This window comes from Neisseria sp. P0021.S005, assembly GCF_051956955.1.
Genome location: NZ_JBQCWY010000001.1, coordinates 1 through 23,717 on the forward strand (window position 1 = coordinate 1; position 23,717 = coordinate 23,717).

Here is a 23,717-nt window from a genome sequence, read left to right on the forward strand (position 1 = left end):
CCGAATCAAATCGGTTTTTTATTCCCATTCAGGGAAAGACTCTAAATTACAGAGCGTCTTTCAATGCTTTACCGGCACGGAATTTAGGAGTTTTAGCAGCAGCAATAGTCAAAGGCTCGCCAGTTTTAGGGTTGCGGCCTTGACGTTCGGCGCGTTCGCCGACGTAGAAAGTACCGAAACCGACCAGAGTAACAGTGTCGCCGTTTTTCAACGCATTGGTTACGGCATTAGTAGTAGCATCCAAAGCTTTTTGCGCAGCAGATTTGGAAATGCCGGCTTCTTGAGCAATTGCTTCGATCAATTCAGACTTGTTCACAATTAGTCCCTTCCTATCGTAAAAAATGATGAAATGCCCGAATACTCGGGGCTTAAGCACTTTTAAAGCACATACGCACTTTATAGCAATTCTGAAATTATCATGTCAAGTAAAAGATGTGGAATTGCCCTATTTTTGTGGCATTCAGGGCAAAACCACATTTTTTGCAACATCAGACGACCAACTTAATGCTTGGTTGCTTTTGTTCTTGACTTCGTCTTAGAAGTTTGCGGGGTCTCGGCAACCGCCAATTCAGCCGCCCATTGCTCAGGCTGAGCTTCCAAACCCAAAGCCAACACTTCATCAATCCATTTGACCGGATGAATGGTCAGACCGGTTTTAACATTTTCAGGGATTTCTTCCAAATCTTTGACGTTGTCTTTTGGAATCAATACATGCTTGATACCGCCGCGCAAAGCAGCCAGCAGTTTTTCTTTCAAACCACCAATCGGCAAGACTTCGCCACGCAAAGTGATTTCGCCGGTCATCGCCACGTCTGCACGCACCGGAATTTTGGTGAAGGCAGAAACCATCGCCAAAGTCATGGCGATACCTGCGCTCGGACCGTCTTTTGGCGTCGCACCTTCAGGCACATGAACGTGAATGTCTTTCTTCTCGTAAAAATCAGGCGCCAAACCCACTGATTCAGCACGGGAACGGACAACCGACCATGCAGCCGATACCGATTCTTTCATGACATCGCCCAGTTGGCCGGTGCATTGAATCGTACCTTTACCCGGCAAGGCAACCGCCTCTACGGTCAATAACTCGCCACCGACTTCGGTCCAAGCCAGACCGGTTACCTGGCCGATGCGGTTTTCGCTTTCGGCCACACCATAGTCGAAACGGCGCACGCCCAGATAGTCATGCAGATTTTTCTCAGTAACTTTAATCGCTTTAGGCTTGGCCTTGCTTACTGTTTTGGATTTGGACGCTTTTTTCTTGTCCTCATTCAAAGTAACCTGCATCACCACTTTGCGACAGATTTTGGCAATTTCGCGATCCAACGAGCGGACACCGGCCTCGCGGGTGTAGTAACGGATAATATCGCGCACCGCACTTTCATCAACCACCAACTCACCCTCTTTCACACCATTGCGCTTCATTTGTTTCGGCACAAGGTATTGCATGGCGATATTGATTTTTTCATCTTCCGTATAACCGGACAGACGGATAATTTCCATACGGTCAAGCAGCGGAGTCGGGATATTCAAGCTGTTTGAAGTGGCAATAAACATCACATCGCTCAAATCATAATCGACTTCGGCATAATGGTCAGCGAACTTGTTGTTTTGCTCAGGATCCAGCACCTCAAGCAAAGCACTGGCAGGATCACCACGGAAATCGCTGCCCATCTTGTCGATTTCATCAAGCAGGAACAATGGGTTTTTCACACCCGCTTTCGCCATATTTTGCAAGATTTTGCCCGGCATAGAGCCGATATAGGTACGGCGGTGGCCGCGGATTTCGCTTTCATCACGCACGCCGCCCAACGCCATACGCACATATTGACGGCCTGTGGCTTTGGCAATCGACTCACCCAAGGAAGTTTTACCCACCCCCGGAGGGCCAACCAGACATAAAATCGGGCCTTTGAGCTTGTCCATACGTTTTTGAACGGCCAAATATTCCAAAATGCGCTCTTTAACTTTTTCCAAACCATAGTGGTCGGCATTCAAAATCAAATCAGCCTTGGCAATATCTTTGCTGACACGGGATTTTTTCTTCCACGGCAACTCAAGCAAAGTATCGATGTAGTTGCGCACGACGGTAGATTCCGCAGACATCGGCGGCATCATTTTCAGTTTTTTCAATTCAGACAGACATTTTTCTTCAGCCTCTTTGCTCATGCCTGCTTCTTTGATTTTGTTTTCCAGCGCATCCAGCTCGTCGCGCTCGTCTTCTTCGCCCAATTCTTTCTGAATCGCTTTTACTTGCTCATTCAAGTAATACTCACGTTGGGATTTTTCCATTTGACGTTTCACACGGCCACGGATGCGTTTCTCGACCTGCATGATATCGAGTTCGGCTTCCAACTGCGCCAGCAGAAATTCCAAACGGTCAACAATGCCGGCAGTCTCCAGTACATATTGACGCTGCTCTAATTTCAGCTGCAAATGCGCGGCAATAGTATCGGCAAGACGGCTGTTGTCATCGATACTGCTGATGGTACTGATAACTTCGGCAGGGATTTTTTTGTTCAATTTCGCATATTGCTCAAATTGAGTCAGCAAGGTACGGCGCAAGGCTTCAATTTCGGGATTGTCCTTGTCGCTGTTTTCATCAATCGCCTCCACATGGGATAAAAACAGTCCGCCTGTTTCGTCAACCGTCAATGCGCGCGCACGACGGATACCTTCTACCAACACTTTAACGGTGCCGTCAGGCAGCTTCAAAACCTGCAAAACTTGGGCAACCGTACCAGTTTGGTGCAAATCTTCAGCTTTAGGGTCTTCTGTATTAGGGTCAAGCTGGGCCAACAGGAAAACCGGATCATCATTAGCCATTGCCGCCTCAAGGGCTGCAATCGATTTAGGACGACCGACGAACAGCGGCAATACCATATGCGGATACACCACGACATCGCGTAAAGGCAAGGTAGCCAGCGCACTGTATTCCTCGAAATATTTGTCTTTTGTCGGCATAGTTAGAAATCTCAATCATTGTTAAATCAGAATGTAGCTCAAAATTGGGCTGAAGCGCTCCATTTCAAGACTTGAAAACAGCTTATCCGCACCTATTTTCTAAAACATCATTTTTAATAGCCCGATATGGACGTTTACGATAAAATATATCGGATTTTGGGCCGTCTGAAAACTTTTCAGACGGCCCTGGCTAACCAAAAAAGGTAGTAAACCATGACAGACTCAACCGAAAAAAAATCATTAATTGAATTCCCTTGCACCTTTCCTGTAAAAGTCATGGGCGTGGTTCATCCGGAATTTGAATCCGCCATCTTGGAAACCGTGCGCAAACACGCTCCCGATACCGAGCCGCACCACATTACTACGCGCCCAAGCAGCAAAGGCAACTATACCGGCGCGACTGTCCATGTAAATGTTGAAAATCAAGAGCAGCTCGACAATATCTACCGCGACCTGACTTCACACGAATTGGTAAAAGTGGTGCTGTAATGAAAATCGTGCACAAAGGCTTGGTCGATTACCTGCCGACTTTCGAAGCCATGAAGGCATTTAATGCCTCGCGTGACGAAAATACCGAAGACGAATTATGGGTGGTCGAACATCCGCCCGTATTCACTCAAGGCTTGGCCGGTAAGCCCGAACACCTCCTCATCCGCGACGATATTCCCGTTGTCCAAATTGACAGAGGAGGTCAAATTACCTACCACGGTCCTGGCCAATTGGTCGTTTATACGATGATCAATTTCAAACGCCGTAAGACCAGTGTGCGCCATATCGTTTCCGCACTTGAAAACAGCATCATCGCCACCTTGGCAGAATACGGCATCGAAGCAGCCGCCGACCCCAAACGTCCCGGCGTTTATGTCGGCGAGCGTAAAATCGCTTCCCTGGGCCTGCGTATCAAAGACGGCTCCGTTTACCACGGCTTGGCGCTTAACGTGAACATGGATTTAAGTCCGTTTACCCATATCAACCCCTGCGGTTATGCCGGTATGGAAATGACCCAAATTGCCGACTTTGTCTCTCCGGCACCCGGCTTGGCAGAAGTTTCAGACAAACTGACCAAGCATTTACAGAAAGAGCTGGCATAAGGCCGTCTGAAAATATTCGACCCCAACACCATCTTTTAACTGCCCCTCTGAACCCACAAGCCCTTAGTTCATAAAGACTACAATAAGCTTTTCAGACGGCCTTTATAACGACAGAAAGAACACATCACCATGAGTGAAGAAGTAAAAAACGACCCAAAACGCGGCATCAAACTGAAAGGCGCAGATAAAACTGCACGCATTCCGATTAAAGTTGTTCCATTGGAACAAAAATTGAAAAAGCCCGAATGGATCCGCGCCAAATTACCGGGCAAGAAATTCTTTGAAATCAAAAACATTCTTCGCGAACAAAAAATGCATACCGTGTGCGAAGAAGCATCTTGTCCAAATATCAGCGAATGCTTTACCAAGGGTACGGCCACATTCATGATCATGGGCGATATTTGTACCCGCCGCTGCCCGTTCTGCGACGTTGGTCATGGCCGCCCCAATATGCTGGATCCTGACGAGCCTAAACACTTGGCCGAATCCGTTAAATCCATGAACCTGCGCTATGTCGTGATTACTTCCGTCGACCGTGACGACCTGCGTGATGGCGGCGCCCAACACTTCGCCGACTGCATCAAAGCCATCCGCGAAACCAGCCCGAATACCAAAATCGAAATCCTTGTTCCCGATTTCCGCGGCCGTTTGGACATCGCACTGGAAATCTTGGCAGAAACACCGCCCGACGTGATGAACCACAACTTAGAAACCCATCCAAGCCTGTATAAAAAAGCCCGTCCGGGTGCCAATTACCAACACTCCCTCGAGCTTCTGCGCCGTTACAAAGAAATGATGCCCCATATCCCGACAAAGTCCGGCATCATGGTCGGCTTGGGCGAAACAGACGAGGACGTACGCGAAATAATGCGCGATATGCGTGCCAACAATATCGAGATGATTACCATCGGCCAATATCTGCAACCTTCAGACGGCCACCTGCCCGTCCTACGCTATGTAACGCCTGACCAATTTAAAGTTTTTGAAAAAGAAGCATACGAATTGGGCTTTACTAATGCCGCGATCGGCGCAATGGTTCGCTCCAGCTACCACGCAGACGAACAAGCAGCCGAAGCTTTGCGTGAAACCCACGGCGGTTGCAGCCACCACTAAGGTTTAAATCATATAAGGCCGTCTGAAAAATCAGGGGACTATTTTTTCAGACGGCCTTTGTTTATGCAAAACTCTTTAGATTTTCAAAAAATAAACCTTAGTCGGGCCCTATTGAGCCAATCTTAAGTAATACAAAAAAGCGGCTAAACAGGATAAACACTGTTTGCCGCTTTTTAATTTATTTCTTTATTTTACTTCTTCAACAATTTTGCCGCTTCAATCGCGTAGTAAGTCAAAATACCATCGGCGCCAGCACGTTTGAATGCCAATAAGCTTTCCAAAATGGTTTTTTCGCCATCCAGCCAACCGTTTTGAATGGCAGCCTGAAGCATGGCATATTCGCCGGAAACTTGGTAAGCATACGTCGGTACGCCGAATTCGTCTTTGACTCGGCGGACGACATCCAGATACGGCAGACCCGGTTTTACCATAACCATGTCTGCGCCCTCTTGAATATCCAATGCTACTTCGTGCAAGGCTTCGTTAGTATTTGCAGGATCCATTTGGTAGGTTTTCTTGTCTGCCTTACCCAGATTGCCGGAACTACCGACGGCATCGCGGAACGGGCCATAGAACGCTGAAGCATATTTTGCCGAATACGCCATAATGCGCGTATGGATATGTCCGGCATCTTCTAAGGCTTCACGGATGGCAAGAATACGTCCGTCCATCATGTCTGACGGGGCAATGACTTGTGCGCCTGCATCGGCATGACACAAAGCCTGTTTTACCAAAACTTCAATGGTTTCATCGTTGAGGACATAGCCATTTTCATCGGTTAAACCGTCTTGACCGTGAATGGTGTAGGGATCCAAGGCAACGTCGGTCATGATACCCAGCTCTGGGAATTTCTCGCGCAGGGTTCGTACTACTGTCGGCACCAAGCCTTCAGGATTATAAGCTTCCTCCGCAAACTCGGTTTTGTTTTGCGTTACCACGGGAAACAAAGCCAGCATAGGAATGCCGAGCTTCAGTGCTTCTTCAGCAGTGAACAACAATTTGTCCAAACTTTGGCGTTTGACACCCGGCATGGATGGGACTGCCTCTTCCTGATTCTGGCCTTCCAATACAAAAACCGGATAGATCAAATCATCTGCCGTCAAAGTATGCTCGCGCATCAGACGACGTGAAAAATCATCTTTACGCATACGGCGCATACGGGTGTTTGAGACATAACGCGGAGGGAAATTCATAACAATTGCCTTTCAATAATGAAGTCTTAAAATCAGTCTTCGACTTGACGTATGGCTTTGACCGAACGTTTGATTTCGCTGAACGTACCGGTTTTATAACTATTACGTTCCTGTTCGGTCATACCGTTTTGATCCAATTTGGCGATATTTTTCAATGCCTCGGCATACTGGCCGTCTGAAAGTTTTTCCTGTTTGATGCGCCAACGGTTGTTCACTTCGGAAGCCGTCCATAAGCCTACTTTGTTGTAGTAGAACAAAATGCTTGCCGCCAGCGTCTTCATATCGCTGTCGGGTTTGGCACTGCCGATACTGCGGCCGATACGGTTATTACGTTGATCGACTGCCTGGTCGGCAAGGTAGCGGCTGAAGTAGTCGTCTTTACCTTCTCGCAACTCCATATCCGTCAGACGCGCATTACCTGCTTTTTCTGCAATAATGCTGTCGAATTTAGAAGCAATCGCCGCCTGCCACAATGCTTGGCGTACGGCATTGACCTGTGTTCCCCTGCTGTCGCCGTTTGCTTTGTCGTCCAAACCTGTACGCTCGGCAAAGCGTGTGGCATTACTGGTCATATTGATTAAGCCTTCGTCTTCCATCCCGATAACTTGGGCGGCCACGGGATGGTTAAGCGCGAATTGAGCCATTTTACTGCGGCGGCTTTGATCTTCCTGATACGATTGGCAACCGGACAATACCAGCATGCCGAAAACGGCGCATTGAATGTGTTTTTTAATATGTTTCATGATGTAACTATCGATATTATTGTGTGAGTTCAACTTCTTTGTTTAACATAGAAACGCCCGTAAGCGCAAAATAATTTCCACACGGCCAAATCAGCGCATGAATGGCTATTTTATAATAAAAATAAGGCCGTCTGAAAACTTTCAGACGGCCTGAGTATTTTTAACCCAGTAAGCTGCGAATCTGCGGCCAATAAAACAGGCAGGCTATCGAGCAAATAGCAATACTGATACCGGCTGCATTAATGCTGCTGATTTTTTCCTTAAATATTGCCGCACCGATCAGCGTACCCAAAACAATCACGCCAATATTCATACCGGCAAAGACCAAGGTTGGATTATCCTTCATGATTTGGTGTGCCGAGATGTAGGTAACAATATTCAAAAAGTTCAGACAGCCCAAAATCATACCGCCCACTATGCCCTCTTTGGTCCATTTGCTTCCTTTGGCAAACAGGTAGCCAAACATCAAGATACCGGCCAAACAAAACGCCACCAGCAAATTACCGGCAAAAGCGGTACCGCTTTTCGCCACTTGTTTGAACAAAATATCGATGACGCCGTAGCCGCACCAGACGCTCAAAAGCAGCATTACTTGCGTGCTGAAGCCGCCGGATTTCTTGCCGCCATCGCTTTTCCAAAGCAAGAAAAACAGTGCCGTAAATGCCAATACCAAACCGATCAGACGGCCTTCGGTCAACTGCTCATGGAAAAGCGTGAATGAAGCGACAATCGGCAGAAACAGCGATAAGCGTTGTGCCGCGTCCGATTTGACGATACCTGCCGCATCTACGGATTTGCCCATAATGACAAACACGCTTGGCAGCAATATGCCCAAGGCCGCAAAAAGCCACCACGTCGGTAAAAATACCTGCGGATTGCTCAAATCGGGTTTTAACACCAGCATGGTCAAAGTGACGGCAACGATATAATTCACCGCCACCGCCTGCTCGATATTGATTTTTTGCTTGCGCGCCACTTTCAGCAAGACAGACACCAACACGCTGCAAACGATACTTGCCAATAAATATGCCATGCTTTAAAACCATCCTTGATTGGAAACAGGCTTATCTTCATTCAGTTTAATCAGTCCGACGACTACACGGTAAATAAACCAAATGGCAGTTACCAATAAAATCAGCCAACCAATTAAGATCAGTGTAGTAAAAGTTCCCAAAACCGTACCCACTAAAGACACCCAAAATGTCTTAATCAAATAATCGATATGACTGGCGTAAATACTGCCTTGAGCCTCATCGCGTTTAACATACGCCATAATCACACCGACAACGGGGGTAAACAAAATCAATAAGCCCACAGCATATGTAACATAAGCAATAAAAACATAGTTTTTTACGTCAGAGCTGGGCGTGTTGACCACATTTGTCGCCGTATTATTGAAGCTGTTGTCTTTGGCTTCCTGACGCTCGTACTGCATAGCCGCATCATAAGCCAAACGTTTTTCCGGATGAGACAATACTTCAAACGCCTGTCCGATGGCTTTGAAACGCTCCGCATCTTTCTGAATATCCGGATTGGCCACCAATTTGCCGTAAGCTTCGCGGATAACGTTGATATCCGCATCCTGAGATACACCCAAGATTTCGTATAAATTCACTTGTTCCATCTGTATTCCCCTCCTTTACGCGTCCACTGCAACATGAACATCTTGCGGATTAAGCGTCCGCAGGTTTTCAGGCTTCATGCCTACGATAAACCCACGTTTGCCGCCATTGATAAAAATCTCGTCCAAAGCCCAAATACTTTCTTCCACATAAACCGGCAACGCGGTTTTCATACCGAACGGCGACGTCCCGCCGACCAAATATCCTGTCCATTTCGCCGCCTGATCTGCCGTTGCCGGTTCGATGTGTTTCAAACCCAGTTCGCGCGCCAGATTGCGGGTGGAAATATGTTTGTCACCGTGCATTAAAACAACCAAACCTTTTTTATGCTCATCCTGCAAAACAATCGTTTTGATGACCTGATGCTCGGGCTTGCCCGTACATTCGGCAAAACGCGCCGTACCACCATGTTCTTCATATGCGTAAACATAAGGGACAAAATCGATTTTCTTACTGCGTAAAAAGCGTACTGCCTGCGTAACCGGATATTCTGCTTTACTCATGGGTTGTTTTCCGCCATCCTTTTCAGACAGCCCCTCTTAAATGTGGAACGTAAACAGTCGCAATGTTACCATACCTTCTTTTTGAAATCAGGAGACAACATGGACATCCGCTATCTTGGCACAAACAAACGCTATTCGGAAGCCGTCGTGGCCAACGGCTTGGTTTTCCTCTCCGGCATGGTTCCCGAAAATCCTGAAGCCGATGCCAAAGCGCAAACTGAAAATGTTTTGGCGCAAATCGATTCATGGCTCACCCAATGCCAATCCAACAAAGCCCACATTTTAGAAGCCACCATCTATCTGCCCGATATGAACGACTACGCCGCTATGAATGAAGCCTGGGACGCATGGACAGCGCCCGAACGCGCTCCGGCCCGCGCCTGCGTGGAGGCGAAACTGGCTTCGCCCGACTGGAAGGTTGAAATCAAAATCACCGCCCTTCAAATCAAATAAAGCACAAATATCAGGCCGTCTGAAAACGCCGCTTCAACCAAGCAGGCGCAGTTTTTCAGACGACCTTTATTCTTTTGCGGTACAATACCGCCCTTAAATTTTTCTATTATTTCAAAGCACAAACAGCCATGTCCAAAAAAACCAAGCAAGAATTAGAAAACAACAAACTCAGCAAACGCCTGCGCCACGCTGTCGGCGATGCGATTAACGATTTCAACATGATCGAACCGGGCGACAAAATCATGGTCTGCCTCTCAGGCGGCAAAGACAGCTACGCCCTTTTAGACATTCTGCGCCAGCTTCAAGCCAGCGCGCCGATTGATTTCGAACTGGTCGCCGTCAATCTCGACCAAAAGCAGCCGGGCTTCCCCGAAGAAGTATTGCCAACCTATCTCGAAAGCATCGGCGTTCCCTATAAAATCGTTGAAGAAGACACTTATTCCACCGTCAAACGCGTGTTGGACGAAGGCAAAACGACTTGTTCGCTGTGCAGCCGCCTGCGCCGCGGCATCCTCTACCGCACCGCAAAAGAATTGGGCTGCACCAAAATTGCCTTAGGACACCACCGCGACGACATTCTTGCCACTATGTTCCTGAATATGTTCTACGGCGGCAAACTCAAAGCCATGCCTCCCAAACTAGTCAGCGACAACGGCGAACACATTGTCATCCGTCCTCTGGCGTATGTCAAAGAGAAGGACTTGATCAAATACGCCGAGCTGAAGCAATTCCCAATTATTCCATGCAACCTCTGCGGCTCTCAGCCCAACCTGCAACGCCAAGTCATCGGTGACATGCTGCGCGATTGGGACAAACGTTTCCCCGGCCGTATTGAGTCTATGTTCTCCGCGCTACAAAACGTCGTTCCATCACATTTGGCCGATACCGAACTTTTCGACTTTGTCGGCTTGGAACGCGGTCAAAGCCTGAAACACGGCGGCGACTTGGCATTTGACAGCGAAAAAATGCCGGAACGTTTCTCCGACGGCAGCGAAGAAGACGAAAGCGAAATCAAAATCGAGCCGCAAAAAGCTGAACGTAAAGTCATCAATATTTTGGCAAACAAACCCAAAACCTGCGGTTTATAATTCCATTTAATTTTCAGACGGCCTTTTGGTAGCTATTTACCGAAAGGCCGTCTGAATATTCATATTTGAAATTTTTTCTATTCTTTTTTATCTATTCTTTCCCTGACAAACCGTGCAGCAGCAACCCCAATATATCCTGCGGCAGCTTTTGTGGTGCAGCGGTATAAAGTGCAGTCAGTTGCGGATGGTGCATCAATATATCTGCCTGACGGATGAACAGGTCAATGAGCTCCACCGGCAAATCGGGCTGAATCAGGCGGCGTTGTTGTAGAGTATGGAAGAAGCCGCGCATAAAAGCGTATTTTTCTTCGTTCAATTCGTGGAAAAATCGCTCCAGCTCCAAATCGGTGTTCTCTTCAATGTCGCGCAGGAAAGCGGCGGAATAAAGTTCTTCAAACGATTGTTTTTGCAAGACAAACACAGCCTCGGCGGCTTCGCGCAGGCTGCATTGCCGTTCAAGCAGATTTTCAAATTCGGCACGGACGCGGTTTTTCTGCTCGGTAACAATTTCCTGCAAGAGTGCGTTTTTACCGCTGTAATATTTGTAAAAAGTGACGCGGCTGACGCTGGCCTCGGCGCAGATACTGCCTACGAATACGGCGGAAAAGCCATGTTCGCGGAATAGGCGGCGGGCGGTGTCGGCGATGGTTTGTTGTTTGCTGGCAGTCATGACGGTAAGAAGATTTTGATTTTGTTCATAAAGGTTTTTCATTAAAGTTATCCGCAAGTCGGATACTCATCATATTTCCCCACAGCGGCAATGGCAATATAACGGCTTTCAGACGGCCTCTTTCCTTATCCTTCCGCTCCGCCCTACGAATGAGGACTATCGGATGCTTGGCAGGCCAAATTCATGAAGATTACAGAATCTGCCTCCTCCAACCTTCTCCCAAAAATAGGAGAGGGATTTTTTTGGATGATTCACAAGATAAGAGGGAAGTAAAGTGAATGATAAACACTTGCATTCCTGTTTCTTATTTCTTATACTTTACATTAATAGTTTGTTTTATGTAAATGTGTAAATACAAATATTTGCATACTGACGGAGCAATTGGATTACCTGATGTTCAATCCACCCCGACGTATGCCGTCTGAAAGGATAAGGAAATGCAGAAACACACCCTCCGCCGCCTCCCCCTATTGATTGCCGCCGCTTTCGCCTCCGAATGGATTTATGCCACCGATGCGGTGCAAGATGCGGAACAGGTGCAGTTGGAAGAAGTCGTCGTCACCGGCGAACGCACCAACCGCAACGGCTTTGAAACCGCCACGTCCAACCGCGTTTTCTCCACGCCGAACATCGACCGCAGCGGCCACAATCTTTCCGCAACCGACCTGATCAAACAGACTGTGAACACGGTGGACTTGGGCAGCGGCAACGATTTGCCGACCGTGCGAGGCGTGGACGGCTCCGGCCCTGCCGTCGGCGCGGTAGCGTTCTTTGCGGGCACGCGGCCGCGCCTGAACCTGTCCATAGACGGCCGCTCCGCCACTTACAACGAATACGCCTTCGGCACGCAATCGCTGTGGGACATGCAGCAGGTGGAAGTCTTGCGCGGGCCGCAAAGCCATGTGCGCGGGCAGAACGCGGTGGCGGGCGCGGTGGTGATGCGTTCCAAAGACCCGACCGACGAATGGGAAGGCGCGCTACGCTTGGGTTTGGGCAACCAGAAAACGCGCAACATCGCCGGCGTAGTGTCCGGCCCGATTGTGAAAAACAACCTTGCCTTCAGATTGAGCGCGGAACGGCAGCAACGCGAAAGCTACGAGCCGTTCGTGTCCTACGAGCCAACCGGCAATCCGCGCCGCGTGGAAAACACCAACGTGCGCTTCAAACTTCTGCTCACGCCCGAAAACCATCCCGATTTTTACAGCCGCCTGACGCTGAACCACATCCGTTCGCGCGCGCCGCAAAACGAAATCATGGGCAACACTGCCAGCCGCCGTTTTTTAAAAGAAAAACCCGTGTTCGTAACCGGCTCGACATCGGGCATCTGGGACGTATCGTGGCAGCTTAACGACTATCTGAAACTGGAAAACAAACTGGTTTACGGCCGCTACCACAACGAGCGGCTGCACCTGCCAATGACCGTCAGCCCGCAAGGCGTGCCCGCCGAACTAAAAGGCCGCGAACTGCAATGGGAGCCGGTATTGCATTTTTCAAACAAAGGCCGTCTGAAAGGCCTTGTCGGACTGCACTACTTCCGCAGCAAACAAGACGAATGGGTGGACATCCGCAGTGTCGGCGGCCGCAACACCTTTGACGACCGCAACAGCGTACGCGCCCTGTTTGCCGAAACCACATACAGCCCCAGCGAAAAATGGGACATCACGGCCGCCGCCCGCCTTGAAAAAGAAACGCACAAAAGAAGCGGCGGCAGCGGCGCACTGCACCTTAATTTAGACAAAGGCCAGACCGTGTTCCTGCCCAAAATCGACATTGCCTTCAAACCCACCGACCAATGGGTCAGCGGCATCAAAGCCGCACGCGGCTACAACCCCGGCGGCGCGGGCATCACCTTCGGCCGCCCCGTCGTAACCTACACTTATGAACCCGAATATGTGAACAACTACGAGTGGTACACCCGCTGGCGCAGCGCAGACCGCCGCCTGCAACTCTCCGGCAACCTGTTCCTGAACCACTACCGCGACATGCAGCTCCCCTTCTATCTCGGTACCAACTCCGTCGTCATCCGCAACGCCAAAAAAGTCCATACCTACGGCGCGGAACTTGCCGCCGACTGGCAGGCGACCGACAGCCTGAAACTCACCACCGGACTGGGGCTGCTCAACACCAAAATCAAAAGCTATCCCGACAGCGGCATCGAAGGCAACAAACTCGGCCGCGCGCCCAAATACACCGCCAACATCGGCGTGAAATACCTGAACGACAAAGGCTGGGAAGCCGGCGGCGACGTGCGCTTCTACGGCGGCTACTACTCCGCCGCCGATAATGCCGAATCGGGCAAAATCGGCGCATACAACCAAGTCAATCTCTACACCGCCTACAACTTCAAACAAGGCCGCGTCTCACTCTACGCCGACAACGTGCTCAACCGCCGCCAACCCATATTCATTTCCAGCGCCGACCGCCAAGACGCGCTCTACCAACGCCCCAGAAGCGTGGGCGTGAGTGCGGAATGGAAGTTTTAAATGAAGCTGAAATGATAGAGGCCGTCTGAAAAAACATAGGTCGGACATTTATGCCCGGCCTACCGTTTATTCCTCCAAAACACCCAAAGGAATCCCATGCACTACTTCACCCCCGCCAAAACCCTGCCCGAAGGCACCATCTACCTGACCGACCTGACCCACGTCGCCGACTTCGCCGGCTGGCTGACCGAATTCGAAACCCTGTTAAACCAAAACCCCCGCTTCGCCACCGTCTGCACCCCGATGCGGCGGCAGGTAAGCGACGAACAGCGCATTGCCGACCGTAAAACTTACATCGAATGGATAAAGGCACATCGGCCGCAACTGTCCGAACGCTGCGCCGCCATGCTCCTTATCGAACCCGACGCGGCACAACTGGCGTTATTCCGCGAACAATCGTCCAAACTCGGCCCCGCGCTGGGCGTGAACTACATCGTTGAAGCAGATGAAACAACCGCCCTACTTCGCGCAGAAGAAGCGTTGAAGGCCGTCTGAAAAGATACTAAACCTATTTAAATACAAATCAAGTATTACCACCCAATATGTTCAGACGGCCTTGTCCCTTTATTTGCCTCATCTTCAAAAGAATCATGTGATGTCCGACAATCAGACTTCCCCAAACTCACGCGACTGGCTGCTGCTTATCGGCGGCAGCACTTACAAATTCACGCTAACCGGTTTTTATCTGGTCGCACTGGTCGCTATTTTGAAAAATCACGGTTATAGCCTGAATCAACTGAGCTGGATTCATTTAATCGGCAGTATCGAAGCAGCGAAGGTATTGTTTGCCGCACTGATGGAACGGCGGCCGGCGGGGCGGTTTCGCGGCTGGCTGCTGGCGGCGACGCTGGGACTTTCGGCAGTGTTCGGGCTGATGGCCTGTACCGACATAACGCAGAACTTCGCGCTGCTTTTGACCTGCTGCGTACTGCTCTCGGCGATGTCGGCGGTGTACGGCTGCGCGATGCTGGGTTTGTCATGCATCGTCCTGCCGCACCGCGAACGCGGTTTCGGCGGCGTGATTCAAACGATGGCCGCACGCGGCGGCAAAATGATCGGCGGCGCGCTGGTATTGTGGCTGTATCAGGAATACGGACAGACGGCGGCGGCTGGCTTTATGCTGGCGTTCAGCCTGCTGATGTTGCTGCAACTCTTGTACTACCGCGAGCCGGAAAGTCCGACTGCGCAAGGTAGTTGGACGGCGTTGGCAACGCGGCTAGTTTCTTTTTGGCAGCAACCTGAAACGGGCTGGCGGTGGCTGGTTTTGCTGTTTGCCGTTGCCGTACCGTATGCGTTTATGGCGGCAACCTTTGTGCCCAAGCTGGCGGATTTGGGCTTCAACCCGAAGCAGACGGGCGGGATTCTGGCGGTGGGCATTCCTGTTGCCTGCCTGATTGTAACGCCGCTGTCGGGCTGGTTTTCGCGCAATTATCCGCGCCGCAAACTCGTATTCCTGCTCTACGCGCTGCAACTGCCGCTTTTGGTGTCCATGACCGCCATCGATACGCTCGCACGTGCCCACCCTTGGCTGCCGCCCGCGCAAATCATCGCCCTGAGCCTGAGCTACACGCTGCTGCTGCCGGTGATACTGGCGTTGGTGATGGACAAATCAGACCGCGCCACCGCTGCACTCGACAGCAGCCTGCAATTTTCCGTCGTCCTGCTCGGCAGTTACGCAGCCGGTTTCGCCGCCCTACGGCTGGCAAAGGCTATTGGTTATACAGATGCGTATTGGGTTGCAGTGTACTTAGCCGTATTGGTAGGCCTGCTTTTATATTTGAATAGAAATTTATTCAATCATTCAGAACATGATTCACAATAATTCGCTTAGATATTTATCCATCAATTTTAATTGAGCGCGCCTCCGGATAATTTTTCATTTTATTGCACAATCTCTCATGAAAATATAACAAAACGTGCCCATAATACTGCCGTTATTACACTCTTAAATTTAAAAGGAACCTCATGACTGCTGTTCTCATCGTTCTCGGCTTGATCGCCATTGTTGTCGGTATTTTAGGCACTATTTATCCTGCCTTGCCCGGATTGGGTTTGATGTTTGGTGGTGCATGGCTGTTGGGTTATGCCGGCGATTATCAAGTGTTTGGCTCGGGTACGCTGACCTTTTTGGCTATCGTTGCCGTATTCGGTACTGCAATGGACTATGTGGCGGGCGCATTGGGTGCAAAATATACCGGCGCAAGCAAAACCGCAGTTTGGGGTGCATTTATCGGCGGCATCGTCGGCGCATTCTTTTCCATTCCCGGCTTGTTGCTCGGCCCGTTGACCGGTGCGGCCATCGGCGAATTTATGGCACGCAAAGACACTTGGCAGGCAGGCAAAGTCGGTATCGGTACGTTTATCGGCTTCATCATCGGCACCGTGGCCAAAATCGGCTGCGCCTTGACCATCGCACTGACCATCCTGTTTGTTTGGTTGGCCTCGTTGTTCTAAGACAAAACATTAAAGGCCGTCTAAATTTCAAGCATTCAGACGGCCTTTTCATTTCACTGTTTATTTGCCGCAGCAGGCTTTGTACTTTTTACCGCTACCACACGGGCAAGGATCGTTGCGCCCCACTTTTTCGCCTTCGCGGCGGACGGTTTGCGGCTTATTGATGATGGCCTGCCAGTACCAGTAAATATCAAGCAGGACATGCGGCAAATCAGATTCCAGCTGGGTCAGCTCTTTTTCATTCAGATGCAAGATGACTTCGCCGTTTTCCTCATCGTCATAGATACCGCCCAAAGCCATAATCGGATAGAACAAATCTTCAAACTCTTCCTGATCGACTGCTTCAAACCAATCGGTAGGCACAATATCCAGTGCGTAAAGATAGGCGTTACACCAAGTGTAGAAATCCGGATTGCCGGCTTCATCTTCATAAAACCACAAATCAGGCAAAATCTTCTCGTCGAGCTTCATGCGCATATCAGCAGCCATTGCCATTACCAAACGCTCGATTTCGGTGCGCTCTTTAGCATCAAACAAAGATTCTTCACCCAAAATCTCAGGCAGCCAGTTGGTCGGGTTCAAAGCATCCGGACCGCTCAATAAAGCCATCATAAAACCTTGAACCTCATCACAACGCATGGTGTTGTGGGCTTCGGATTTGGCATCCAGCAATTCCATCAAGCGGCTGCGTGCCGCTTCATCAAAAGTCAGTATTTGCATTTTTGTTCCTTAAAATAAAATCGTATTATTGTTTTCAGACGGCCTGGGCATGGATACGCTGCCGCATTTGTTCAAACAGACAAACCGTCGCCGCCATCGCGACATTCAAGGATTCGGTTTGCCCCAACATGGGAATTTTGACACAGGCATCGGCCTTCTCTTTTACCGTTTCACTCACGCCGCTGCCTTCGTTGCCAAACACCCAAGCACAGGGTTGACTGAGGTCCATCTCATACAAACCGATATTGCGACCGCCCAAGGCAGTTGCCCAAATTTGATGCTGATACGTTTCCATCCAAGCTGATAATTCCACTCGGCTGAAAATAGACAGCAGAAAATGCGCGCCCATCCCCGCTCGCAACACTTTGGGCGACCAGATATCCACGGAATCATTGCTGCACACAATTTGCCTGACTCCGGCAGCCGCTGCGCTGCGCAAAATCGTCCCAGCATTGCCTGGGTCTTGTACCCGCTCCAATACCACGCAATCGCCGTCTGAAGGCAAGCCTGCCTGCTGCGGAATATCAATCCAAGTCATCACATCATCGGCATCGGTCAGACTGGTGATTTTAGACAGCGCTTCGTTACCGACCCAAGTAATCAATCCCTCGTCCAACTGCGCCGTAATTTCTTGAATTTCAATATGTTGCTGTTTCTTTTCAGGCAGATAAACCTGTTTGGGCGTACCTCCGCTTTGCAAATAAGTTTGCAGCAAATGTACGCCTTCCAATACGGTTTCACCGCTTTCACGCCTTGCTTTGGCCTGCGTCAGCAGACGGAATAAATGTTTGAGCTGTTCGTTTTGAGCAGAGGTAATCAGTTTCATGGAGCGCATTATAACTGTTTTGACTTCGTTGAAGCTATGCTTTCAGACGGCCTAACGGTTTTACTACGAAAATAAAAAACCCTTGCAATAAAGCAAGGGTTTCACATGATTTCATTTTTTACTGCACAACAGTCTGCTGCTCATTTTGCTGCTCGGTGCGAACAGTAGGACGGTTTTCAAGTTTGCCGTCTTTTGCCGCATTCGGTACAACAGTCTCGCCAGGCTCAGAAGCCGCTTTATCACTAGGCGTACCGCTTACCGGAATGATATTTTGGGCAGGCTGAGTATTAGACTTCTCTGCAACCGGCATAGCGTCACGAGAAGATTGCGGTGTAAATTGCCATACTGCAACAGCAATCGCACACACACTGGCAGCAGCTGCGAAGAATTTGAAGAAGCCGCTATTAGCCGCTTCACGCTGGGCATATTTTTCCTGTTTGCCTTCAGCTTCGGCTTGAGGCACTGTAAATGCTTTGCTTTGCATGGTTTCACCGGCAACACTTGCCGCTGCACCCTGACGGATACAGTCGCCGATAATGTGGTACTCATGCCAAGCGCGCATAGCTTCCTCGTCTGCCAATACGGCATCCAGCATCTCATCAGTCAATGCTTCACCGTCCATCAATGCAGACACATACTCCAATGCTTTATTTGTTTTTTCGTTCATTTTTATTACCACCTTTGATCTTCAGAAGTATCCAACAGCGGCCGCAAATCTTTTGCAATCAGTTCACGCGCTCTGAAAATACGCGAACGTACAGTACCTATCGGACAATCCACTACCCGAGCTATTTCTTCATAAGACAAGCCATCCATTTCCCTAAGCGTAATGGCTTGACGCATATCGTCTGGCAGTTGCGCAATGCTTGCTTCGACGGTCTGCAAGATTTCCCGATTCATCATTTCAGCTTCCGGCGTATGGTAATCCGCAATCTGATCGGTTAAATCAAGAACATCTCCCTCCTCATTGGCTGCTTCCGAACTGACAAAAAACTGGCGACCCGAAGTGGTCAGAAAATTCTTTGCCGTATTGATACCGATACGGTACAGCCATGTATAAAACGCACTCTCACCGCGAAAATTAACCAGCGCACGATAAGCCCTAATCATTGCTTCTTGGGTTACATCGTGCACTTCATGCTCATCCTGAATAAAACGGGAAATCAGTCTGTTTAGCCGACGCTGATACTTGGACATCAGCATCTCGAATGCCTTATGGTCACCTTTCTGCGCGCGCTCCACCAAAACTTGATCTATTTGGCGATCGTTCATACCCAACCTTTAATCGTTTTACTGCTTTAAACCAAAAAATAGTAAAGCGTGCTGTGCACAATAAAGACAGCATCGCTTTGAAATAGTTCCACAAGATTACATTTAATCGCAAAAGTTTATTCGTGCAGATGCTCTAACATAAGCTGTATTGCTTATTATATATACACTTAGCACAAGTAGTTAAATTACTAATACTTACTAAATTTAAAGTTATTCTCTTTACTTTTCTGCTATATATTTGACCAACTTTTCATGAACAGGCAGATAGCCTTCGCCTATTTGAACATCGCTTCCCACCCGAAGATTAACAACAGCAAGGCACTTGTTGCCCATACTTAGGATAATCGGCCAATATTTACGGACGAGTGGCACAATATGACACTCTTGCAATAGTTTTTCGACTGATTTTTCCCTCTGTCCCGACTGAATCACATCACCTTTGACCACACTTCTAAGTACCGCCGGCTTCTCCAACTCCTCTTCCGACAAACCTCCCTTAAACGGTAATAAAACAAAACCATTTTCGAGCAAAATATCTTTCAGACGGCCTTGAACTTCCCTGCCATTACACCAAGGCAGTTTTTGAAACTCACTTTCCTGACAAACAAACAGCTTGTCCCGATATGCGACCAGTTCCCCATCTGGCAAATTCAACTGCGCCTGATCAGCGGTTTCCAATACTCGGGCAAAATCGGCAATACTGTGATAAGAAGGCAATGATTCCGTTTGCTTTCGCAAAAAATACCAAAGCAGTCGACGACGCAAAAGCGGCGTACATTGCCTCCACAGGCTGATGCTGAATATTCCGTTTGGACTAATGCGCTGGTATTCAGACTCAATCAATTCATCTAAAAGCTGCAAATCTTCCTGCAATAATCGAACATTGGCACAAATTTGCTGCTCAAAATTCGGAATACGCTGCTGCCATTGCGGTAAAGCCTGATTTCTCATCCAATTGCGTAAATAGCCGGAGTCTTCATTACTTTCGTCTTCAACAAAAGATAATCCCCACTGTTGCGCATACTCAGCCAATTCCTGACGAGAAAATGCCAAAAGTGGTCGCCAGATTTGAATTTCTTCATTTAAATTACGCCATACAGGCATGGCTGCCATACCGCGTAATCCGCCCCCGCGCACAGCCGACAACATAAATGTTTCGATTTGATCATTGTGGTGATGGGCCAAAACAATAATTTTCCTCAGGCCGTCTGAAAATGCCTGATATCGGGCAGCCCTAGCTGCCGCTTCCAAACCTTTTCCTTGGTTTTGCACATTAACGCGGCACACCCGCAAGGCAACATCCAGACGCTGACAATAATCCTGACAAAATTTTGCCCAACTGTCGGCATTGGTGCTTAAACCGTGATGAACATGAACGGCACGCAAATCAAAATGGCGAAATTCGCGCATCCGATGCAAAAGATGCAGCAGGACGACAGAATCTAATCCGCCACTCAAGCCAACTTCAAAAACAGTATGGTTCGGCAAATCAGGAAAAGCTGTTTGAAAACTTTTAAATAGGGAATCAGGGGATACTTGCGACATTTCAGACGGCCTGAAATTGTGAATGACTCAAAAATAGAACACAAAAAAAGCAAGCAGCGACATCTGCTTGCTTTTTCAGCAGTCAAACTTATTTATCGGTAAATTTACCGTAAGCCATGATGCGGTCAAAACGGCGAGAAAGCAAGTCAGGCATGGTCATACTTTGCGCTTCGCTTAATTGCTGCTCCAAAACGGTTTTAACGTTTTTCATCGTGGTTTCAAAATCACGGTGTGCGCCGCCCAAAGGCTCATCAATCACTTTGTCGATGACATCCAATTCTTGCAGGCGTTTGGCGGTAATACCCAATGCTTGCGCGGCATCTGCTGCTTTTTCAGCAGTTTTCCAAAGAATAGAGGCGCAACCTTCGGGAGAAATCACCGAATAAGTCGAGTATTGCAGCATATTAACATAGTCGCCGACAGCCACTGCCAACGCGCCACCCGAACCACCTTCGCCAATGATGGTGCACAATACCGGCACATGCAGGCGGGTCAGTTCGTACAAATTACGGCCGATGGCTTCAGACTGGCCGCGTTCTTCTGCACCAATGCCCGGATACGCGCCTGGTGTATCGACAAAGGTCATAACTGGAATATTGAATTTTTCGGCAGTCTTCATCAAGCGCAATGCCTTACGGTAACCCTCAGGACGCGGCATACCGAAATTACGGCGGATTTTTTCTTTGGTATCGCGACCTTTTTGATGGCCGATAACCATCACGCTTTGGCCGTTGAAACGCGCCAAACCGCCGACAATGGCATGATCGTCAGAATAATGGCGGTCGCCATGCAACTCTTCAAAATCGGTAAAAATACCGTTGATGTAGTCCAAAGTATAAGGACGTTGCGGATGGCGGGACACTTGTGAAATTTGAGCCGGAGTCAGCTTGCTGAAAATTGACTTGGTCAACTCGCTGCTTTTCTTTTGCAGTCTGGCAATCTCGTCGGAAATATCAACGGCAGATTCGTCTTGTACGAATCGCAACTCGTCAATTTTATTGGTTAATTCGGCGATGGGTTGTTCGAAGTCCAAAAAAACGGGTTTCATAAAACAAAGCTCTCGGTAACGGTTGCTGACATGATACGCTAATCAGACGTATTTGACAGCATTTCTCAAAGGGAAACTGCCATCTTTTGCAATAAAAAATCTTTCAGACGGCCTTTAACAAAGAAATAGTATATCTGCACTAAACTCATGAAGTGCCGTATCTTATGATAAACTTCAATTCAGTTCAATCATTTCAAACAGGCTATGAAAAACGATCATGACAATTCGTCCATGCGCTTGGACAAATGGCTTTGGGCCGCGCGCTTTTTCAAGACCCGCGCGCTGGCACAAAAACATATTGAGCTGGGCAGGGTTTTGGTAAACGGCTCAAAGGTGAAAAACAGCAAAAATATTTCTGCCGGCGACACCATCGACATGACTTTGAACTCCCTTCCCTACAAATTCAAAGTTGCCGCGCTCAATCATCAACGCCGACCGGCACCGGAAGCGCGTTTACTCTACGAAGAAGACATGAAAACGGCTGCCGAACGCGAAGCTCAAAAACAGCTCGACCAAGCCAGCCGCATCAGTGCCGCTTATCCGGACGGACGCCCAACCAAACGCGACCGCCGCCAGCTTGACCGTATGAAACGCGATAGCTGGTAAGCGTCGAATCCATTATTTCAGACGGCCCCATATCCATGCCGTCTGAAAACCAAAAACAGGCAGGACATCCTGCCTGTTTTTTATTTGTAATGATTAAAATTTATATTCTAACTGACCACGAATAACGTTTACATCCTGCTTATCCGTGCCGACAGTAGGTGTAACCTGTTTACCGGCCAAATAGAAGCCTTTGAGTTTCCAGTTTTTCCAAGGAATATAGGTCGCACCGATTTGCACGCCTTGGACGTTTTTGCTGTAATCCTCAACAGAAGAGACACCGGACAACAAACCGACACGGCGGTAGTTCAAGAATACGTCGTAAGAATTGCGGACGTTCCAGTCGGCCAATTTATAGCGTACTTCAGTGAACACGCCATCATTTTTAATTTTTTGTCCGGCATCATTATAGGCTTTGATATTGGACTTGCTGACTGCGGCCATCCAATGCCAATCGTCATTAAACTTGATATCCGTACCGATTTCTCCAAAGACCGCATTTTTCTTCGCACCGCGTACATCGATGTCTTTCATGTAGCTGACCGTTGCGCCGACGTTGATATTCTCATTTACAGGCAACACGCTTTGAACTGCGGCAAAATGTCTGCGACGGCCACCAATGCCCCATGTGTTGTCGTTTAGATTGCCAGTACGGCGGCCCGCATAGATTTTGGTAGGCAGGGTTTTATTGTCGAAGAAGATTTCGCCGCCGGTTACTTCGGTATCCCATACGCGGCCGTATGAAGAGAACGCACCAAATTTACCGACACGCGCTTTAATATTGTTGTACAAAGTACCTTCGGCATACAGTTTATTCACCGGCACATCATGATCGCCGTTGAACTTACCGGTTTCCAAATCGATATTCGGCTCGATTTGGGCAACCAATTTCCAATCTTTATACAGTTTTGCGCGTAACCAAAACTCCGCATTAAAGTTGGCATTGGTATCTTCAGGCGTCGGATTAACGCTGCTGTTGTTGGCATTGATGTCTTTGGTATCCGCACGCACGCGCAAACCACCATTTATAGTCAATAAATCATTGAAAATACTGATTTTATCGTCATCTTTGCGAATAATACTGCCGGAATTGACGTAATCGTTGGTGGTGGACAAAGCCGCCGCATCACGTCCGCCATCAGCATTCTCTGCCAAAGAATAAGACGATGAAGCCAATAAAATACAGGTTACAATCAGTTTGGTTTGAAATTTCATGCCGACTCTCCAAAAGAAGGTATTGAAAGTGAAGTATTCGATAAAGCGTACAAAATTATGAATTTCGTATAAATTATTCATTTTATTTACTAATTATTTTTATCGTATGTAAAT

Annotated in this window: 25 protein-coding genes; 10 read left to right on the forward strand and 15 right to left on the reverse strand. The window is 48.6% G+C overall.

Annotated features, from left to right (window positions below; all coding sequences use genetic code 11):
* Positions 1-46 precede the first annotated feature (46 nt).
* The gene (locus ACTHUE_RS00005; protein ID WP_003683413.1) at positions 47-316 is read right to left on the reverse strand and encodes an HU family DNA-binding protein; all 270 of its coding nucleotides are present in this window, start codon (positions 314-316) and stop codon (positions 47-49) included.
* Between the two features lie 185 nt (positions 317-501).
* The gene (lon, locus tag ACTHUE_RS00010) at positions 502-2,961 is read right to left on the reverse strand and encodes an endopeptidase La (RefSeq protein WP_049333811.1); all 2,460 of its coding nucleotides are present in this window, start codon (positions 2,959-2,961) and stop codon (positions 502-504) included.
* 213 nt (positions 2,962-3,174) lie between these two features.
* On the opposite strand from lon, the gene ACTHUE_RS00015 reads away from it, so the two are divergent.
* From ACTHUE_RS00015 to lipA, 3 genes are all read left to right on the forward strand, one after another.
* A complete protein-coding gene (locus ACTHUE_RS00015; protein ID WP_004519710.1) occupies positions 3,175-3,450 on the forward strand; it encodes an HP0495 family protein in 276 nt (91 codons plus the stop codon).
* Positions 3,450-4,052: a lipoyl(octanoyl) transferase LipB gene (lipB, locus tag ACTHUE_RS00020; protein WP_004519711.1), complete on the forward strand. Its 603-nt coding sequence runs from the start codon at positions 3,450-3,452 to the stop codon at positions 4,050-4,052. The genes ACTHUE_RS00015 and lipB overlap by 1 nt, the downstream gene beginning before the upstream one ends.
* Before the next feature lie 129 nt (positions 4,053-4,181).
* Positions 4,182-5,165 carry a lipoyl synthase gene (lipA, locus tag ACTHUE_RS00025; RefSeq protein WP_003683323.1) on the forward strand — a complete coding sequence of 328 codons (984 nt, stop codon included), beginning with the start codon at positions 4,182-4,184 and terminating at the stop codon, positions 5,163-5,165.
* A gap of 191 nt (positions 5,166-5,356) precedes the next feature.
* Here lipA and hemB read toward each other — a convergent pair whose 3' ends face one another.
* From hemB to ybaK, 5 genes are all read right to left on the reverse strand, one after another.
* The gene (hemB, locus tag ACTHUE_RS00030; RefSeq protein ID WP_003683488.1) at positions 5,357-6,358 is read right to left on the reverse strand and encodes a porphobilinogen synthase; all 1,002 of its coding nucleotides are present in this window, start codon (positions 6,356-6,358) and stop codon (positions 5,357-5,359) included.
* Between the two features lie 32 nt (positions 6,359-6,390).
* The gene (locus ACTHUE_RS00035; protein WP_004519713.1) at positions 6,391-7,101 is read right to left on the reverse strand and encodes a DUF6973 domain-containing protein; all 711 of its coding nucleotides are present in this window, start codon (positions 7,099-7,101) and stop codon (positions 6,391-6,393) included.
* A 160-nt stretch (positions 7,102-7,261) separates the two neighbouring features.
* Positions 7,262-8,134 carry a DMT family transporter gene (locus ACTHUE_RS00040; protein WP_049344792.1) on the reverse strand — a complete coding sequence of 291 codons (873 nt, stop codon included), beginning with the start codon at positions 8,132-8,134 and terminating at the stop codon, positions 7,262-7,264.
* 3 nt (positions 8,135-8,137) lie between these two features.
* The gene (locus tag ACTHUE_RS00045) at positions 8,138-8,725 is read right to left on the reverse strand and encodes a DnaJ domain-containing protein (RefSeq protein WP_004519715.1); all 588 of its coding nucleotides are present in this window, start codon (positions 8,723-8,725) and stop codon (positions 8,138-8,140) included.
* Positions 8,726-8,740: 15 nt separating this feature from the next.
* A complete protein-coding gene (ybaK, locus tag ACTHUE_RS00050; protein WP_004519716.1) occupies positions 8,741-9,226 on the reverse strand; it encodes a Cys-tRNA(Pro) deacylase in 486 nt (161 codons plus the stop codon).
* A 99-nt stretch (positions 9,227-9,325) separates the two neighbouring features.
* Between ybaK and ACTHUE_RS00055 the strand changes: the two genes are divergently transcribed.
* Together ACTHUE_RS00055 and ttcA are read left to right on the forward strand one after the other, a co-directional pair.
* Complete coding sequence (locus ACTHUE_RS00055; protein ID WP_070695578.1) at positions 9,326-9,679, forward strand: RidA family protein; 354 nt, start codon at positions 9,326-9,328, stop codon at positions 9,677-9,679.
* A 128-nt stretch (positions 9,680-9,807) separates the two neighbouring features.
* On the forward strand, positions 9,808-10,767 hold the full coding sequence (gene ttcA, locus ACTHUE_RS00060) for a tRNA 2-thiocytidine(32) synthetase TtcA (protein WP_004519719.1): 960 nt from the start codon (positions 9,808-9,810) through the stop codon (positions 10,765-10,767).
* A 91-nt stretch (positions 10,768-10,858) separates the two neighbouring features.
* Here ttcA and ACTHUE_RS00065 read toward each other — a convergent pair whose 3' ends face one another.
* Complete coding sequence (locus tag ACTHUE_RS00065; protein WP_004519720.1) at positions 10,859-11,479, reverse strand: TetR/AcrR family transcriptional regulator; 621 nt, start codon at positions 11,477-11,479, stop codon at positions 10,859-10,861.
* Positions 11,480-11,874: 395 nt separating this feature from the next.
* Here ACTHUE_RS00065 and ACTHUE_RS00070 point away from each other — a divergent pair, with 395 nt between their 5' ends.
* The 4 genes from ACTHUE_RS00070 (at position 11,875) to ACTHUE_RS00085 (ending at position 16,374) form a co-directional block, all read left to right on the forward strand.
* Positions 11,875-13,920: a TonB-dependent receptor gene (locus ACTHUE_RS00070; RefSeq protein ID WP_049336630.1), complete on the forward strand. Its 2,046-nt coding sequence runs from the start codon at positions 11,875-11,877 to the stop codon at positions 13,918-13,920.
* Positions 13,921-14,016: 96 nt separating this feature from the next.
* Positions 14,017-14,415, forward strand: a complete 399-nt coding sequence (locus tag ACTHUE_RS00075) for a hypothetical protein (protein ID WP_004519722.1) — start codon at positions 14,017-14,019, stop codon at positions 14,413-14,415.
* 100 nt (positions 14,416-14,515) lie between these two features.
* Positions 14,516-15,742, forward strand: a complete 1,227-nt coding sequence (locus ACTHUE_RS00080; RefSeq protein ID WP_440361170.1) for an MFS transporter — start codon at positions 14,516-14,518, stop codon at positions 15,740-15,742.
* 143 nt (positions 15,743-15,885) lie between these two features.
* Positions 15,886-16,374, forward strand: coding sequence for a DUF456 domain-containing protein (locus ACTHUE_RS00085; RefSeq protein ID WP_004519724.1), 489 nt, complete (start codon positions 15,886-15,888; stop codon positions 16,372-16,374).
* 60 nt (positions 16,375-16,434) lie between these two features.
* On the opposite strand, the gene ACTHUE_RS00090 is transcribed toward ACTHUE_RS00085, so the two are convergent.
* From ACTHUE_RS00090 to ACTHUE_RS00115, 6 genes are all read right to left on the reverse strand, one after another.
* On the reverse strand, positions 16,435-17,094 hold the full coding sequence (locus ACTHUE_RS00090; protein ID WP_004519725.1) for a YecA family protein: 660 nt from the start codon (positions 17,092-17,094) through the stop codon (positions 16,435-16,437).
* 34 nt (positions 17,095-17,128) lie between these two features.
* Positions 17,129-17,920: a TrmH family RNA methyltransferase gene (locus tag ACTHUE_RS00095; protein WP_004519726.1), complete on the reverse strand. Its 792-nt coding sequence runs from the start codon at positions 17,918-17,920 to the stop codon at positions 17,129-17,131.
* A gap of 118 nt (positions 17,921-18,038) precedes the next feature.
* The gene (locus ACTHUE_RS00100) at positions 18,039-18,587 is read right to left on the reverse strand and encodes a sigma-E factor negative regulatory protein (RefSeq protein ID WP_039862135.1); all 549 of its coding nucleotides are present in this window, start codon (positions 18,585-18,587) and stop codon (positions 18,039-18,041) included.
* Positions 18,588-18,592: 5 nt separating this feature from the next.
* On the reverse strand, positions 18,593-19,192 hold the full coding sequence (gene rpoE / locus ACTHUE_RS00105) for an RNA polymerase sigma factor RpoE (RefSeq protein ID WP_004519728.1): 600 nt from the start codon (positions 19,190-19,192) through the stop codon (positions 18,593-18,595).
* A gap of 219 nt (positions 19,193-19,411) precedes the next feature.
* Entirely contained in the window at positions 19,412-20,737 is a 1,326-nt protein-coding gene (gene tilS / locus ACTHUE_RS00110) for a tRNA lysidine(34) synthetase TilS (RefSeq protein ID WP_004519729.1), read from the reverse strand.
* Positions 20,738-20,825: 88 nt separating this feature from the next.
* Positions 20,826-21,785 (reverse strand): acetyl-CoA carboxylase carboxyltransferase subunit alpha, encoded by a 960-nt coding sequence (locus ACTHUE_RS00115; RefSeq protein ID WP_004519730.1) that lies wholly within the window; start codon positions 21,783-21,785, stop codon positions 20,826-20,828.
* A gap of 204 nt (positions 21,786-21,989) precedes the next feature.
* Here ACTHUE_RS00115 and ACTHUE_RS00120 point away from each other — a divergent pair, with 204 nt between their 5' ends.
* Complete coding sequence (locus ACTHUE_RS00120) at positions 21,990-22,391, forward strand: RNA-binding S4 domain-containing protein (protein ID WP_003679090.1); 402 nt, start codon at positions 21,990-21,992, stop codon at positions 22,389-22,391.
* Between the two features lie 93 nt (positions 22,392-22,484).
* Here ACTHUE_RS00120 and ACTHUE_RS00125 read toward each other — a convergent pair whose 3' ends face one another.
* A complete protein-coding gene (locus tag ACTHUE_RS00125; protein ID WP_004519731.1) occupies positions 22,485-23,684 on the reverse strand; it encodes a hypothetical protein in 1,200 nt (399 codons plus the stop codon).
* Between the last annotated feature and the right edge of the window lie 33 nt (positions 23,685-23,717).